Raw genomic sequence first — 16,625 nt, 5'->3', positions numbered from 1 at the left:
GGAGCACATGAGTTTAGAATTCATGTGCTCCTATTCTGTGAAGGCATCATATTCACTTTGAAAAAATTAGTGTAGACTAGCTTTGAGGCTCTACAGTATAGGGGGTGTGCTTTTCGATGAAACCTGCTGTTATTGGAATCGTTGCCATGCTTTTCGCGTCTCTCCTGTACATCCTATACAGCAACTTCGGACCCGATGCTTCAAATAAGCCGGGAATCCAAAATGCCAAATCAGCGGATAAACAAGTAGAAGACGCGCCAGCATCATTTGTCACGCTGAAGGTCATTATGCCTGGCGATTTGTCGGTGCGCATGGGTGACTTCGTTGAGAATGAACTGAATGACCGATTGAAAAAAGATTTAAATATGAAGCTTGAATTGACGTATATCCCGTGGTCTAATTACCAGCAAAAATTGGAGCTGGCCTTATCCACCGGAGAAAATTACGATTTGTTCTGGTATGGGGCACCCTTCGTCTCTGTTTATTATACGAAGGGATATATTCAGCCTTTAGATGAGCTGCTGAACCAATACGGGCAGGAGCTGATTAAACATATTCCCGATGAGAATTTCAAGCAAAATCGGATTGACGATAAGCTTTGGGCAATACCTTCACAGGCGTTTACGTCAGCAGGAAAATTTTCTTCCGTCATGGTTCGCCAGGATTTGCTAGAGAAGGCCAGCATGTCGGAAATAAAGACAATTGCAGATTTAGAACTATTTTTCAAAAGAATGCAGGCCATAGATCCGAGTTATTACGGCTACTTGGAAACGGACCGAGGCCATGAAATGCTGTGGCGCGAGCTAACGGATCGAAACTACTCTTCATTGGATGAGCGAATGTTATTTATGATTGACGAGGATTCAGGCGAGATTCTAAGTTATGTAGAATCTGATTTGTACAAGCAGGTGGCTCATTTACGCGAGTCATGGGTGAAGATGGGGATCATTGACAAAAATTTAGTGGGCAATCCGGCAGCGAAGATCGATCAGGAAAATGCAGGCAAGCTTCTTTTTCGAGTAGGCGCGGTTTCCAGAGCGATGGAGAACCTGCAGACGGCACGGAATGCCGATCCCAATGCCAGGCTGCGCGAGTATTATCTGGCTAAGGAGAAACCGAAGTTTATCACTACCCCAAGCAATGAAGCTTTCATGATAACTGCGGCATCAGAAAATCCTGAACGTGCGATGATGTTTATGAATTGGATTTTGCAAAACAAAGAAAATTATAATTTTATTATTTATGGGGTAGAGGGGAAGGACTATGAGCTGGAAAACGGTAAAATCAAGCAGTTAACCAATGACCAGTTAATATACGAATGGATGTGGCGCAACAAGGACTATTTTCTCGCACCTGCCCGTGTAGAGGATGACATTATCGATGACATGCTTGCGAATGACGAGAACTCTCGCATTTCCAAGCTATTCGGCTTTCATTTCAATGAGGCGTCCGTCAAAAATGAGATGGCGCAGGTCATGGCGGTCTATAAGGAGAAAATTGAGCCTATCAATTTTGGATTAGCCAGCTATGAAGAGTACTATGAGGATGCAATCGCAGCGCTCAAGAAGGCAGGCTTTGACATTGTATTTACTGAATTGAAGAAGCAATTCGCGGAATTTCAACTCCAACATTAAGATGCTGAGCCCGAATTTGGAGAGGACGATCGGTCATGAGCAGATTCAGCATATTTACCAAGCTAATAGCCACGTTGTTCATTTTACTTATTCCAATCTTACTTTTATTCGCGGTGTCGAACCGAACAAGTACGCGTGTATTGACGGACGAGATTATTAAGGTAAAGCAGTATCAAATTGAAACGTTCGCCAACCAATTGGATGAGTTGTTTTTCCGGCTGGATACCTATAAGAAAATGCTGTACGAAAGCACGGATGTACGAAATTTAGCCTATCCCGATTTGCTTGACGATGTCTTAGATAAGTATAGAATCAATCGAACGGTCTCCGAAGAAATTAATCGGCTTGCCGGTTATGGCGATTGGAAAGCCGTCATTGCCGTTCTCTACCCTCGTACTGGAATCGTCATCAAAAGCAACTCCAGCCTAAATGCGCTTCCGAAACAGTTTCCCGCCCAGGATACATTTTGGCAATACTATTCCGATCCTAATGAGGACTATTTTATGGAAATATTGTCTTATCCGGAGAACTCAGCGGAGTCAGGCGATGCGCATATGAGAGTGCTGCTTAAATTCGGCGTGGCAGCTTTGCGCAGCGCGTTATCTGAATTTAAAGGCAACGGCTCAGGAGATCCCTTCTTGTATCATCCGGGAGCAGACCCTATTTATAATTATTCCGTAAACGTGGATCAAATTGACGAATTTCTTCCTAGGCTTAGAGAGATCGACAGCTCAATGGAAAGCGGATACATGCTGCTTAAGTCAGATAAGACCAGATTTCAGGTCCACTATCAAAAGCTGGAATCCTTAGGCTGGTATCTGGTTGATTACGTGCCTATCAGCCATATTATGGCGCCCATCAGCCGGAATCAGACGATGTTTTATGTGATAAGCGGAATGCTTTTGTTCATGGGGGCTTATCTTGCTTTTGTGATGTATCGCAATATTCAGATCCCATTCCGGAAGCTGATTCAGAACATGAATTTGATCGAAAAAGGCATCTATTCCGTAAGGATGGTGGACAAGCCCAAAGGGGAGTACCGTTTTCTATATGAGAAATTCAACTCCATGGCTGCTAAAATAGAGAAACTGATTGAGGATGTGTTTAAAGAGCAGCTTCGGTCGAAGGATGCGACGCTGAAGCAGCTGCAATCGCAGATCAATCCGCATTTCCTGTACAATACGCTGGCTTATATCAAAAGCATGATTGAGCTAAAGGAAGACAAAGCGGCCATTTCGATGACCATGAACTTGAGCAAGTACTACCGCTATACAACCAAGACGGGGAACAGAATGGTGCGGTTGAAGGAAGAGTTGGATTTGGTCCATTTCTATCTAGAAATCCATTGCATGCTGAGAGATGATTTTGAATTTCATATCGAGGTCGAGCCGCAGATGGGAGACCTGGAAATTCCGCGTTTAATCGTGCAGCCGCTTGTTGAAAATGTCATCCTTCATTCGTTTAATAATCATTCAGAATATGGTTTGATTCGAATCCGCTGCTGGAGAGATGGAAGCATGAACCATGTCGCGGTTGAAGATACGGGCACGGGCATTGATTATGCGGTAATCGATTCGATTAGAAGAAAGATTCATTCGAGCAATGAAGAAATAGAGTCCGGCCTAAAAAATGTGCATCAACGGCTGCGTTTGATGTATGGTGGCGATTCGGGTTTGCTGCTCAGCCAATCGAAATTAGGCGGGCTTTGCGTAGAATTATGCTGGAGCGGCAGGGAAGACGTTTCTTGAAAGAAGGAGGGACAAGGATGTACGAGATATTGATCGTGGACGATCACACACACTTGGTTGACAGTCTGGCGATTGGGCTTCCGTGGGAGCAAATGGGGATCACCAATGTCTATAAGGCTTATTCCGGCGAGGAGGCCTTGGAGCTGCTTAATTACCGTTCCGTTGATATCGTGGTTACGGATATCCATATGAACGGAATGACTGGGCTTGAATTGATCGCCCGAATCAATGAGAAATGGAAAAACACAAAAGCGGTGATTATAACCGGATTTGATGAATTTCAATATGCGAAGGAAGCCATCCAACAGCAAGTAAGCGATTATCTTTTGAAGCCGGTATCGAATGAGGAATTGGAGCAAACCCTACGAGGCATTATTAATCGGATTACAGAAGAAGGAAATGAGCTGTTGAATCAGCAAAAATTCGTTTACCGTTTCCGCGAAAGCCTGCCCAAATTAAGGGAGATGTTCTTGCATGAACTGATTTCCGGCAAAAACTACCCCATAGCTGCCTTGAAGGATAAAATCAATCTCTATGGGCTTCCCTTTTCTGTTGAAAAGGAAGCCATCCTCTTAGCGATGAGAGTGGAGGAGGATTATTCGAATACGGATCTTTACAGTCTCTCGTTAATTGAATATGCGATGTTTAACATTGTAGAAGAAGTCTTTTCAAATAAATTTAATGTGATGTATTGTAAGGACTCTCATGATTATTTAATTTTTCTGGTTCAAGTAAGTTCAATAGAGCAGTCAGACAAAGAAAATTCCGCTATGGTAGAAGATTTGGCTAGGCTCTCCCAGCATCAAATCAAGCTGTATTTAAAATCGAAGGTTTCCATCGTGCTCAGCAATTGGGGAGGCTTCCCGAAAGACATCCTGCCGATGTACCATTCTGCTTTATCCATCTACACCGATTATATCGGTTATCAGACGGAAAGCTTTTTTCATGTGACGCAAATAAAAGAAGAGTTCGAAATTCAGCCGCTTGCAGAGCTTTATCGTTCCCAAACGTTAATGGAGTTAATTGATATCGAGCAGTGGACGGCATTTGAGAGCAAGCTGACCCGGATATTCGATGAGCTAGAACGCGCAGGCAGCGGAGTTCGTGAATACGGGGTTGAAATTTATGTGACGCTGCTGCAAACCTATTCCTATTATTTGCACAAGAAAGGCAAACGGATCTTTGAAGTGTTTGGAAGGGATATCGAGAAAATGCTGAAAGTGGATGCCAGCTGGAGCGTGGGGCCGTTAAAAGAGTGGGCTTTCAGCAGCTATATCCAAATCAAAGCTTACAGCGACAGCCGCTCGGATCATATTCGATTTGACTTGATGGATCGAATTCGCCGCTTTATACAAGAAAACGTAAAGGATATCACCCTTCAAACGGTGGCCGATCATGTCAATCTGCACCCCGTATATGTATCCAACTTATTTAAGCAGGAAACGGGAGAGAACTTCTCCAACTATGTGCTTCGCCTGCGAATGGAGAAAGCGGTACAAATGTTGAAGCATAAGGACCTGAAAATAAGCGAAATTGCGCATGAAGTTGGCTACCAGAAACCGCAGTATTTTATTAAGCTGTTTAAATCTCATTACGGGATGACACCGCAAGAATTTAAGAATAGCTTGTGAGGAAGGATGGCGGGGAAGCAAATAAAGGTACTTGACCGGGAGGCTTGGAACATCTGATGCTATTATATGCAGAAAAACCGCGATTTCTGCGGTTTCTGCTGCATAGATGTTCTTATCTTTAAGAAGTGACTTATTTAGCAATCTTGCATAAAGGGGGTATAATTTTTTCTTTTTATTGAAGAACAGGTCTCAGATTGTTATCTTTACTGCTGATTATTTATTTCGATTATCGATTTATGAAGGGAAGAAGGAGCTAACGCCGAATAAACAAAACCATTCATATAAGTAAAGGCCCAGTTGAGTTTATCAATTGGGCCTTTACCATGTAGTGAAAATGACATCTGCCTCAGCAGTCCATTACTGCTCACTCAGGTTGTTAACGGACAGCCGGTAATCGGAGGGGGAGATGCCATGCACCAGCTTGAATTTACGGAAAAAATAATTAGGGTCGAGGAAACCGACCGCCGTAGCAATTTCGGTTGCCTTTAATGCAGTCACGGCCAGCATCTTCTTGGCATGGTTGAGCCGGATGCGGTTAAGGTAGTCGTTGAAGGACTCCCCTATCTCCTTCTTGAATAATCTGCCCAGATAGACGCTATTGACATTAAATTGATGTGACAACAGCTGCAGGGTGAGCTCCTCGCTATATTGTTCCTGTACGTAGCGTTCAACCTGCCGGATGATCGGATTGTGCGAGACCAGCTCAAGCTCGCGCTCCGTCTCAAGCACTCCCTTGCTGGCACTGCACTGCGCAAGCGCTTCGCTATACGATTCATGGAGCAAGCGAGGCAGGCATGTGACCTTCCCGAAATAATTGACCCAAGGTGTTTTTAAAATTTCGCCATACCGCTTGGAAAGCTCCGTCATCCAGCTTTGGTTGCTAGCACGGAAGCCGTCGGAGTCATTGCCCTCGTCCGTAAATAATACAACAATTTGCCGATGCTCATTAAGAAAGGCAATGCCTCGCCCTCTCTCCTGGAGCACTTCTTCGACGCTATTGAGAATCGCGAATGAACGATATTGCTCCTCAGTTCGTGCCAGCTCACCTTCTTGACGATCATGCCAATCAATGATGCAAATTTGATATTGTTCATTCATGAGCAGCGGCAGTTGCAGAAATTTCAGCTTCTCGCGCAGTTGATCGTATTGAATCCGGTTCTGCACCCAGCGCAGGAGGATGTTGTTTTTCAACAATTGAAACGATTCTCTCTGCATTTGCTCGGCGATATATTGCCCCTGAAAGCGCTCGGTGCAAGAAGCTATAATTTCAGTAAGCTCGGAGGCATCAATCGGCTTGAGCAAATAATCCTCGACATGGTGCTTCATGGCTTGCCGCACATAAGCGTATTCATTATACCCGCTCAGCACAACGATGGAGGTATTCCAGTTTCTTAGCCTGATCTGCTCGATTAGATGCAGCCCGTCTCCCTTAGGCATACGAATGTCGGTCAGCACGATATGGGAGCGATTCGCTTCCATAAGCTCCAGTGCTTCGTAAGCGCCCTCTGCCTCTGCTAACCGCGTAATATTAAGCGCTTTCCAATTAATGAGCCGCTTTAAGCCTTCTCTAATATATTGATCGTCGTCGACAATTAATAGACTTGTCATCGTATAACCTCCTCTGGAAAGCTGCTTAACGTTTATAGGGAAATATCATAGTAAGCTGAAAGGAGCGTGTCTCGGACAAGCGCTCGGGCAGAGACAAGCCGTACTCATTACCATAATAATGCTTGATGCGCTCGTGAATATTTTTAAGACCCAAATGCTGCTCCGGGAAGGTATTCTCGGTTTGCAGCAGCAGTTGGAGCCGGTTATGCTCCTCCGCGGTTATATCCTTGCCATTGTTATAAATATCGATAAAGAGCAGCTCGCCTTCCCGCTTGATGGCAATGGTAATAACAGGATCGTCATATTGCTCCAGCTGGCCATGCTGGATCGCGTTCTCAATGACAGGCTGCAGGGTGAACTTGAGCATAAAGCAGTTCTCCAGATTAATCTCAGAGACGACCCGAATTTCGATCCGGTTGGACTTGCCAAGCATAAGCAGCTCTAAGTAGTAAGTCGTATGCGCCAGCTCCTCCTGCACGGAGATCAGATCGTCCGTGGGCTGAAGCATCCAGCGGTACAGCCGGCCAAGGTGATAGAGCTTCTCCGCCAGAAAAGGCTGCTCGCTAATAACGGCCTGCATGCGCAGAGACTCCAACGTATTGTATAGAAAATGAGGATGAATCTGCGTCTTTAAGGCAATGAATTCCGCATTGCGCTTCCGAATTTCAGCGATATACACCTGGCTGATATGATTTTGCAGCTCCTGTGCCATGCGATTGAAACGAAGCATCAGATCGCTGATTTCATCCTCGCCGCTTACGGGCATTAATGGGGTAAACGGGTTGCGCTGCACTTTCTTGAAGTGCTTGCTCATCTGGTTAAATCGCCCCACGATAAACCGCTGAATCAGATGGATGATAATAATGCAGACAAACCAGCTTAGGCCAAGGATGATAAGGATACGAACGGCGATATCCGCGAGCTTGCTTTGCAAATTAGACTTGTAGCTGATGCCGATCATTTCGATTTCGTAGGGATCAATGGCGACTTGCGAGATTAAATCCTGGGATTCGGACCAGTCTGATTGTTCATCCGGCCGGCTATCGAGCAGCACGGCGCCGTTCTGCTTAATGATGAGTCTGTAGTCCGAGCTTTCGGAATCGAACTCATTTGTTATGGTTTGTGTATTCAAAGTGATGAGATGATAACCATATACCTGATCGGGACGAATGCTGGTTGGGCTATAGATAGGATTTACAATATATAACATTTGGTCGGAAGGGGCTAGCAGCTGCTCCGAGCTTCCGAAATAGGGATGCTGGTACGTCTTTGGAAATGATTCGAAAAATGCTTTGTAAGGAAAGGCGGAATTGACGCCATACCGCTGCTGCTGCGATTCAACAAACAGCCGTTCATCTTGCAGGCGATACATGATCACCGATGAAGTATAAGGGTTGCGGGAAAGCATATGCGTCATCACGTTCTTAATATAATTTCGTTCGGTTATCGCTTTTCTGTCATCCAAATCCTCAGGGATATTTTCGGGGAGGAACATTTCATATACGCTGCTCTGCATATTACTGTTTTGATAGAGGCTCATAGAATCATATTTAAACCGCTCCATGATATCTAGAAATTGCATTCTTAGCTTTTCCGTGCGAAAGGCCAGCAGCTCATGTTCCTTTTTCTCCAGGATAGAGTAGAAGTTATTGTAGACGACGAGGCCGAGCAGCAAAAAAATGAGCAGCAAGGCTGCGCCAATGCCAATATTCAGCTTCCGAAAAATAAATCTGCCAATCCATTCACGATATAAATGTTTTATCCACAAGGAGCCGGCTCCTTTGGTGTTGAGAGAAATAGGGATCATACAGCCGTTCGTTCATCTAACGTCATTCTATGAGCAAAATTAAAGCGCTGTCAACTGTTAAGGGGCAAGCTGCCAATTCAAGGCAAAGGGAAGGACAGGGGCAAAATGCCCATGCGTTTGATGAGGAAAAGAGTGGAAGAGATACAGTTTTTCCAGTAAAGCTATGTTTTTTACTCTAGCTGAAACGGCCCAGCGACCATATCGGCCCATGTTTGACGGCAGAAGTGCGCAGCATGCGATTGAAGTTGCAGTGAAGCGGAGTTGCAGTCTCCAAAAGTAGTTTAATTGGTCTAGTGAAAGTAGCATTTGTGCTGTGGCGGCAAGAAGCGACATCTTCCTATAATAGATTTGAGGTTATTAAACGAGATGAAGAGGTGGTCGCAATGAGAAAGTGGTTTGCACTTGGCATGAGCATGATGCTGGTTACGGGATTGGCGGCGTGCGGGGGCAATAACAATGGCGGCGGGAATGAATCCACGCCAACCCAGACGGCTAACGGCAGCGAGGGGAAGGAAACAGATAAAGCACCGGCCAAGGATGTTGAAATCGTATTTCAATCCTGGGTTACCCCGAACCTGACGGTAGAATATTATGATCAGTTGATTAAGAGGTTTGAAAGCGCTAACCCTGGCATTAAAGTAAAACGCATTCAACCGCCAGCGAATGAAGGGTCGCCGGACAGCTACCTGAAAACCTTGCTTGCATCGGGAGATTTCCCTGACGTTGTTCTGAACGCTACCATTCAAATGTTCGTAGATGCGGATGCTTTGCTTGAGATTCCAATCGACGAGGATATTCAGCAAATTAATAATTTTGAGTCGGATATGATTGACGGCAAGCTATACAATATTTCGGCCATCAGACAGCCGCAATCTCTTATTTTTTATAATAAAAAGCTGTTTGCCGAAGCTGGCATTGCCTCCACTCCCAAGTCATGGGCAGAGCTGGAAGCAGCGGCCGAGAAGCTGAAAGCCAAAAATATTACACCGCTGCTGACGGCAGGCGACTGGACGGCTGGGTTCACGTTCTCCGTCATGACCTCGCCAACCGTGTATAAGGACAATAAGGTCTGGTATGCGGATCGCTTCGACAACAAAGTGAAATTCACCGATGACAACTGGAAGGAAGCGGCGAGCTTTTATGCCAAGCTTGTGGAGAAGGGATACTTCAACAAGGGTGCCCTAAGCATTGACTACACAGCGGTTGAGCAGGAGTTTTTGAAGGGCAAGGGAGCGATGTACCCGATGGGCTCATGGTTTAGCGCGGCTGAAGCTGTATCCGATAAGGACTTTGAGGTAGGCGTATTTGCAGTACCGACGAAGGATGGCACGCAATATATGTTAGGCGGAGAGAATGCGGGCGGCTATGCGGTAGCCAAAAACTCGAAGCATTCGGAAGAGGCTTTGAAGTTTGCTAAATTTATGATGCTTGATCCGGAAGCGCACAAGGGCTACCTGCAAGCGGATGCTTTGTTCTCTAACTTGAAAGAGCCTCTTAAATGGGATATGTCGCCGTTGCAATCGGAAATTTACGATCTGCTGCTGAATAACCCTCCGATGGTTGGGCATTTGAACAATAAAGTCGGCAGAGTGCCCGTTGCAGGCATTCAGGATCAATACAACAAAGTGGCCCAAAACATTATGCTCGGTGACGTAGATGTAGAGAAAGGTTTGCAATCACTAGACGAATATTGGGACAAGAACAACAAATAAAGCTGCGGCAGAAGGGGCGAGCCACAGGTCTCGCCCCTTTCCCAATGGCATCATGAAAGGCGGTGATCCGATTTGCTAAAAAATGATCGATGGTCTTTTGCATTAATGTTTTCCCCAGGGATTATCATTTACTTCTGTTTTCTGCTGATTCCCATCTTCTTGCTAGTCTATTATTCCTTTTACAATTGGGATGGCCTAAGCCCTTCCTATTCATTTGCCGGATTGAGCAATTACGTGGAAGCCTTTCATGACAAAGCTTTTGCACGGGCGTTGCAGGTTACCTTGTTTATTACGGTAGTGTCGACGCTGGCTGTGAATATACTTGGCATTGCCTTTGCGGTCCTCTTGAACCATAAAGGGCGGATGACGAATTTTTATAGATCCGTATTTTTCTTCCCGCTGCTGCTAAGCACGGTCTCGATCGGCTTTATATGGAAGAGCATTCTGAGCTACAACGGATTGCTTAATAATTTGCTGGAGAAGCTTGGAGCGGAGCGAATCGAGTTTTTCGGAAACCCGGACCTGGCCGTATGGACGATCACCTTCCTTGCCATCTGGCAATCTACCGGTTTTATCATCGTCATCTATTTGGCGGGACTTCAATCCATTCCAGGCAGCTTGTATGAAGCGGTCAAAATAGACGGGGCTAACCGATGGCAGCAGTTTCGGCATATTACGTTTCCGATGTTGGCGCCCGCTTTTACGATGAGCATCATCTTTATGTTTACAGGCTCAATGCGGGAATACGACCGCGTAGCTATTCTTACCTCTGGCGGGCCGGCCGGCGCGACGGAAACCATCGCTTATCAAGTGGTCAAGGTAGGGTTTAGCGCAAATCGGCTTAGCTACTCGGCAAGCCTAGCTGTTTATATGCTGATTATCGTAAGTCTATTATCGGTTTCCTTGACCGTCTATTTACGAAGAAGAGAGGAGAGGCTGCTGTGAGGAGAAATCTCGCTCCGTATGCAAGGCATCTATTCCTCATGCCTTTGTCTCTTTTATTGCTTGTTCCGTTCTATATCGCAATTGTTAATGCATTTAAGACAAGGGCAGACATATTGGACAATCCCTTTTCATTGCCTTTCCTTAACCTGACGCTGGACAATTTCATCAGATCGGCCGTGACGCCGTCCTTTAATATTTTCAAAGCCTATGGAACATCAATTTTGATAACCTCGGTCTCGGTTGTGCTGTTAATTGTGCTGTGCTCGATGATGTCTTTTGTGTTTGCCCGCGTGAGCAACCGCTTCCTGTCAGTGTGCTATTTATTGCTGCTGTCAGGGCTCATGATACCGCCGCAGGTCATTTTGATTCCGCTGGTTAAGGTACTGGCCAAGCTTGGGCTGATGTTTACGCCGCAGGGGCTCATCCTGTACAATATCGGATTTTATGTACCGTTCACGGTATTTATATTCGTAGGCTTCATTCGCACGCTGTCGAAAGAGCTGGATGAGTCGGCAAAGATCGATGGAGCGAGCCAATTTACGATTTTTTGGAAAATATTATTCCCGCTGCTGCGCCCTGCTACGGCTTCCGCGGTCATCTTCTTATGCCTATGGATTTGGAATGACTTCATTAATCCGGTCATTATTTTGGGCTCTACCAAAAGCTATACCGTAACGACGGGAATTTTTCAAGCCGTAGGGCAGTACAGCACGAACTGGGAGGATGTTTTTGCGCTGGTCGTACTCGCGTCGGCTCCGATCTTTCTCCTCTATCTGTTTATGCAGCGGCAGTTTATTGCCGGATTGACGGAAGGCTCGCTCAAGGGCTAGCCTGTTCCAAACGAAGTACAAACCTTGACTGAACTTATGATCCAGTGCGGATGAGGTAAGACCGTACTGGATGATATGTAAAGTAAATAAAAACACAATCGTAGGAGGTTTATTGATGAAAAGAAAGCTTGCTTTACTCATCGCCATATACATGGTGTTCACAAGCTTATCTCTTGCAGGTACCGTTACACCGGTTCAAGCTGCTGCGCAGCAAAGCTTTTATGTATCACCTCTTGGGGATGACAACAACAGCGGAGCTTCGGAGTCCCCTTTCCGAACGATAGAAAAAGCTAGACAGGCCGTACGCGAAATAAACAGCACCATGACAAACGATATCTATGTCTATTTGCAGGATGGCGAATATCCGTTAGCGGAGACGCTGGCCTTTGACAGCCTGGACTCTGGAAATAATGGCTACAAGGTTATCTACACGGCTGATACGGGAGCGAATCCGGTGATTAGCGGCGGCGTAGACATTACTGCAGGCTGGGAGCTATATGACGCTGATAAAAACATTTATAAGAAGACAGGTGTGGACTGGAATTTCAGACAGCTGTATGTCGGCGAGAACCGGGGTATTCGTGCCCGTCAGCCCAATATGACGGATGATGTGGTTAAAGGCCCCTACTATCGGGCAAAGAACGGTGAATATCCTTATGTGGTCGATGAGGATGTCCGCTCATGGGCCAGCCAATTAAGCGGCACCTCCGCTGAAATGGTCATCGTGCAAAGCTGGAGCCAAGTGCGCGGCCGTGTTGACAGCATTAATGCAGCAACGGGCCAAGTCGATTTTAAATTCCCTGAGAGCGGCTTTTCCTATAATCATCATAGCCAAGGAAATTCGCCATACTTCTTTGAAAACGCTTTATCCTTGCTTGATGCAGAAGGCGAGTGGTATCTGGATACTGCGGAGCAAACGGTATATTACAAGCCGAGAAGCAGCGAAACGATGAACGCCACGCGGATGATCGCGCCAAAGCTGGAGACGGTTGTGAAATTGGAAGGAACGCCAGGCAGCAAGGTTCAGAACATTGAATTATCAGGCATTCAAATGATGCATAGCAACTGGCTGGCGCCGTCGAGCTATGGCTATGTGGATGTGCAGGCCGGTTTCAGGTACCAGTCCGTGACTGGCGGCAACAATACGGAAATTAGAAATACGGCACGTTATACCGCATCCAGAGCGATGCTTGAGTTAAAATACACGAGCAATATTACGATCTCTGAAAATCGTTTTCAGAACGCGGGAAGCTGGGGCATTATGGGCTATGAGGGGACGGACCACACCACCATAACCTGGAACAAATTTACCGACAACGCCGGTGGCGGCGTGGCAATGGGCATTGTTGGCGATTTATGGGATGACAACGAAGGACAGGACAAGGCGTATACGCTGCCTGATGGCCAAAGCCAATACGATACGATCTCCCATAATACCATTGACCATGTCGGTCTGGATTATGGTGATATGGTCGGCATTGGAGCGATGCTGCCCCAAAACATGACGATTGCCAACAACGAAATTAGCAACCTGCCGTATTCCGGCATCAGTATCGGTTGGAACTGGGCGGATACGGATCATGGCATGACAAATAATCAGGTGCATAACAATTACATTCATGACTCCGTCAGGCTTATTCAGGACGGCGGCGGCATTTACACCTTAGGCCGCATGGACGGAAAATCGAATATCTACTACAACTATATTAAAAATATGCGAAAAGGCGAATACGCCGCCTGGAACCATATCATGGGCGTTTATTTGGATGGGCAAACGAGCTACCGGATGGTTGAGCGAAACGTGATCGATAATACGGAGCATGGCTTCTCGGGCTCAGCTCATGACAATATTATTAGGTACAACTATTATAATGTTGATTTTGGCGGCGTAAACCCTTCAAGCACGGCTTATGGAAATTGGAGTGTATCAGGCAATAACTGGCCGCAGGAGGCACTGGATATCATCGCCGCCGCAGGTCCGGGGAAAGCGCCGCTTCCGGCACCGAAAGAGCCGATAAATCTCGCTTTGAAGAAACCGATAACGGCATTCTCGCAAAGCAAAGACCCGGCATTCGCGGTTGATGGCGATACGACGACGAGGTGGGCACAGGAAGAAGGCAGAAGCGACGCTCAGTGGCTTACGGTAGATTTGGGCGGCGTCTATTCCATCGCTTCTACGAGTACGATGTTTGAGCTGAACTCCGGCTACAAATATAAAATTGAATACTCGGAGGACGGGGATAGCTGGGAGCTGTTTGCCGACAAGACAGCCGCTGCTACCACGCAGCAAACGAATCAGGATATAAATGCTGTTATGGCACGTTATATGAGGATTACGATGACCCATGATTGGGGCGGAAGCATCTACGAATTCAGCGTGCACCCTGGAGAAGGCGGCACGGCTCCCGAAGCGAATTCCTTGATTCAACGGAGCGAGGCCACTTTCGACAAAAATCCGATCAGACAATCAGACATTCAGGTCAAAATGGTATTGAACGGCGGCAATCTGGATGGAATCCAAAACGGGGCGGCTGCACTAGTGCCTGGCCAAGATTATACTTTGTTTTGGGATCAGGTATTGCTTCATAAATCCTATCTCCAATCACTGCCAAACGGAGAAAATCATCTGACCTTCGATTTTGCAACAGGAATGGACCCTGTTCTGAAGGTCAATGTGATCGAGGATGACGGCTCCGTCAATGTGGCGCTTAACAAACCGATTACGGCTTCCTCGCAAAGCATGGAGCCAGCCAATGCCGTGGATGGCAATCCGAATACAAGATGGGCGCAGCAGGAAGGCGTTTGGAATACCGAAGGCTGGCTGATGGTGGATTTACAAGGCGTTTATACCGTGAAATCCGTTACGACAATGTTCGAACTGGCAAGCGGGTACAAATATAAGATCGAATATTCAATGGATGGGCAGAACTGGAGCACCTATGCTGACCGAACAGGAAGCGAGACGACGCAGCAAACGTACCAGGATAACAATGAAAATGAAATATCCGCAAGGTATATGAGAATTAAGGCGTTGTACAGCCTGGGACCGAGCATCTATGAGTTCAGCGTATTTGGCACTAAGACAGGCCCAGATTCAACGCTGGATCAGGCAACGGCTGTTTTTAACAAAAACCCAAATAACCAAACCGATCTCAATGTGGGTATGGAGCTTCAAGGCAATACATTAACCGGCATCAAAAATAGATCGCTTTACCTGATCCCCGATACGGACTATAGCGTTTCAGGAAATGAGGTCGTTATTCATCGATCCTACCTTGCAGCGCTTGGTGAAGGGAAAAACAGCCTGACCTTTGAATTTAGCTCAGGTGACAATAAGCAGGTAGAGGTTAGCGTGACAGATATTAGCGGCGCTGAAATCGATATTGCTTTGAGCAAAGCGGTAGTCGCATCGTCCCAAAGCAAAAACCCGTTATTTGCCGTAGACGGCAGTCCAGATACAAGGTGGGCCCAGCAGGAAGGGTTAACCGTACCTCAGTGGCTGAAGGTCGATCTTGGCAAGGAATACGACATCACAGGCGTGAGAACCAAATTCGAGCTGGAAGCGGGCTACAAATACAAGCTTGAAACCTCGACAGACGGAACTAGCTGGACGACATACGCGGACAAGACTGGCACAGCCACTACGCAGCAGATCAATGAGGATCGCAAGGCGGCAGCAGTTTCAGCGAGGTATATTCGTTTGAACGTAACGGATTCGAGTGGAAACGGGGCCAGCATATACGATTTGAACGTGTTTACTTTTAAAGAGGCGGTGGCAGCTGATTCCGCTGTAAGCCCAACATCGGTCGTGTTTGACAAAAATCCTTTGCAGCAGCTGGACGCAGTGATCGATGTAGTCTTAAACGGAAATACGTTGATTGGCGTGAAAAATGGAGAAGCGCAGCTGACGCCAGGTGTGGATTACACGTGGAGCAACGGCAAAGTGACGCTGCTGAAATCGTATTTGTCTGCTCTTGAGGTAGGCACGGCGAACCTTACCTTTACGTTTAGCGCAGGACAAGCTGCCAATCTCTCTTTGCAAGTGGTCAACACGAGCGAAGGCGGGAATAATGGAGGCAACAACGGTGGCAATAATGGCGGCAACAATGGAGGCAATAACGGCGGAAATCCTTCGGATGGCGGAACGGGAGTAGACCAAGGGTCGGAAGCTTCTAAATTTACGGATGTTAAAGGCCACTGGGCGCAAGCCAGCATCGAGGAAGCTGTGAAGCAAGGCATCGTCAAAGGCTATACGGATGGCACGTTTAAGCCGAATGCAACGGTGACGCGAGCAGAGTTTGTCGTTATGCTCATGAACGGACTGAAGCTAGCTGGCAGCAAAGCGGAGCTGAGCTTTGTGGATGGCGAGAAGATTGGCGCGTGGTCACAGGACGCAATCGCGCAAGCGCTGCAAGCAGGCATCATTACTGGCTATAATGACGGGAGCTTCCGTCCGTCTGCGAATGTAACTCGTGCGGAGCTTGCCGTTATGATTGCAAGAGCCGGCGGAGTGGAGCTTGCCGAAGCGAAGGCGACGAGCTTTGCAGACGATAGCAGCATCCCTGTCTGGGCGAAAAGTGCGGTAAATGCCGTGAAAGAAGCGGGAATTTTGAAGGGGAGAACAGGCAACCTGTTCGCACCCAACGCACAGGCAACAAGAGCCGAGGCAATCACCATTATTTTAAATTTGCTGCAAGCTAACAAGTAATT

9 protein-coding genes are annotated in these 16,625 nt (G+C 46.7%); 7 read left to right on the top strand and 2 right to left on the bottom strand.

Going from position 1 to position 16,625, the window contains the following annotated elements; translation table 11 throughout:
• The first annotated feature begins 116 nt into the window (after positions 1–116).
• From FJQ58_RS11840 to FJQ58_RS11830, 3 genes are read left to right on the top strand one after another with little or no spacing between them, the layout of a single operon-like run.
• Complete coding sequence (locus FJQ58_RS11840; RefSeq protein ID WP_139993552.1) at positions 117–1,634, top strand: extracellular solute-binding protein; 1,518 nt, start codon at positions 117–119, stop codon at positions 1,632–1,634.
• A gap of 35 nt (positions 1,635–1,669) precedes the next feature.
• Positions 1,670–3,382: a sensor histidine kinase gene (locus tag FJQ58_RS11835; protein ID WP_139993550.1), complete on the top strand. Its 1,713-nt coding sequence runs from the start codon at positions 1,670–1,672 to the stop codon at positions 3,380–3,382.
• 17 nt (positions 3,383–3,399) lie between these two features.
• On the top strand, positions 3,400–5,013 hold the full coding sequence (locus FJQ58_RS11830) for a response regulator transcription factor (RefSeq protein WP_162341455.1): 1,614 nt from the start codon (positions 3,400–3,402) through the stop codon (positions 5,011–5,013).
• 357 nt (positions 5,014–5,370) lie between these two features.
• Here the strand turns inward: FJQ58_RS11830 and FJQ58_RS11825 are convergent, their stop codons facing one another.
• Both FJQ58_RS11825 and FJQ58_RS11820 read right to left on the bottom strand, forming a co-directional pair.
• Entirely contained in the window at positions 5,371–6,621 is a 1,251-nt protein-coding gene (locus FJQ58_RS11825) for a response regulator transcription factor (protein ID WP_139993546.1), read from the bottom strand.
• A 25-nt stretch (positions 6,622–6,646) separates the two neighbouring features.
• Positions 6,647–8,389 (bottom strand): sensor histidine kinase, encoded by a 1,743-nt coding sequence (locus tag FJQ58_RS11820; protein ID WP_162341453.1) that lies wholly within the window; start codon positions 8,387–8,389, stop codon positions 6,647–6,649.
• A 422-nt stretch (positions 8,390–8,811) separates the two neighbouring features.
• On the opposite strand from FJQ58_RS11820, the gene FJQ58_RS11815 reads away from it, so the two are divergent.
• The 4 genes from FJQ58_RS11815 to FJQ58_RS11800 all read left to right on the top strand — a co-directional run bounded on the left by FJQ58_RS11815 (position 8,812) and on the right by FJQ58_RS11800 (position 16,623).
• On the top strand, positions 8,812–10,140 hold the full coding sequence (locus tag FJQ58_RS11815; protein ID WP_139993542.1) for an ABC transporter substrate-binding protein: 1,329 nt from the start codon (positions 8,812–8,814) through the stop codon (positions 10,138–10,140).
• 72 nt (positions 10,141–10,212) lie between these two features.
• Positions 10,213–11,085: a carbohydrate ABC transporter permease gene (locus FJQ58_RS11810; RefSeq protein WP_139993540.1), complete on the top strand. Its 873-nt coding sequence runs from the start codon at positions 10,213–10,215 to the stop codon at positions 11,083–11,085.
• Positions 11,082–11,915, top strand: a complete 834-nt coding sequence (locus FJQ58_RS11805; protein ID WP_202915252.1) for a carbohydrate ABC transporter permease — start codon at positions 11,082–11,084, stop codon at positions 11,913–11,915. The genes FJQ58_RS11810 and FJQ58_RS11805 overlap by 4 nt, the downstream gene beginning before the upstream one ends.
• Positions 11,916–12,030: 115 nt before the next feature.
• Positions 12,031–16,623, top strand: a complete 4,593-nt coding sequence (locus FJQ58_RS11800) for a X2-like carbohydrate binding domain-containing protein (RefSeq protein ID WP_162341451.1) — start codon at positions 12,031–12,033, stop codon at positions 16,621–16,623.
• The last annotated feature ends 2 nt before the right edge of the window (positions 16,624–16,625 follow it).

It is taken from the genome of Paenibacillus paridis (assembly GCF_006345825.1).
In the GTDB taxonomy this organism is placed as follows: domain Bacteria; phylum Bacillota; class Bacilli; order Paenibacillales; family Paenibacillaceae; genus Pristimantibacillus; species Pristimantibacillus paridis.
The sequence above is the reverse complement of the archived record's forward strand: the minus strand, read 5'-3'. Positions and strand labels throughout refer to the sequence as shown.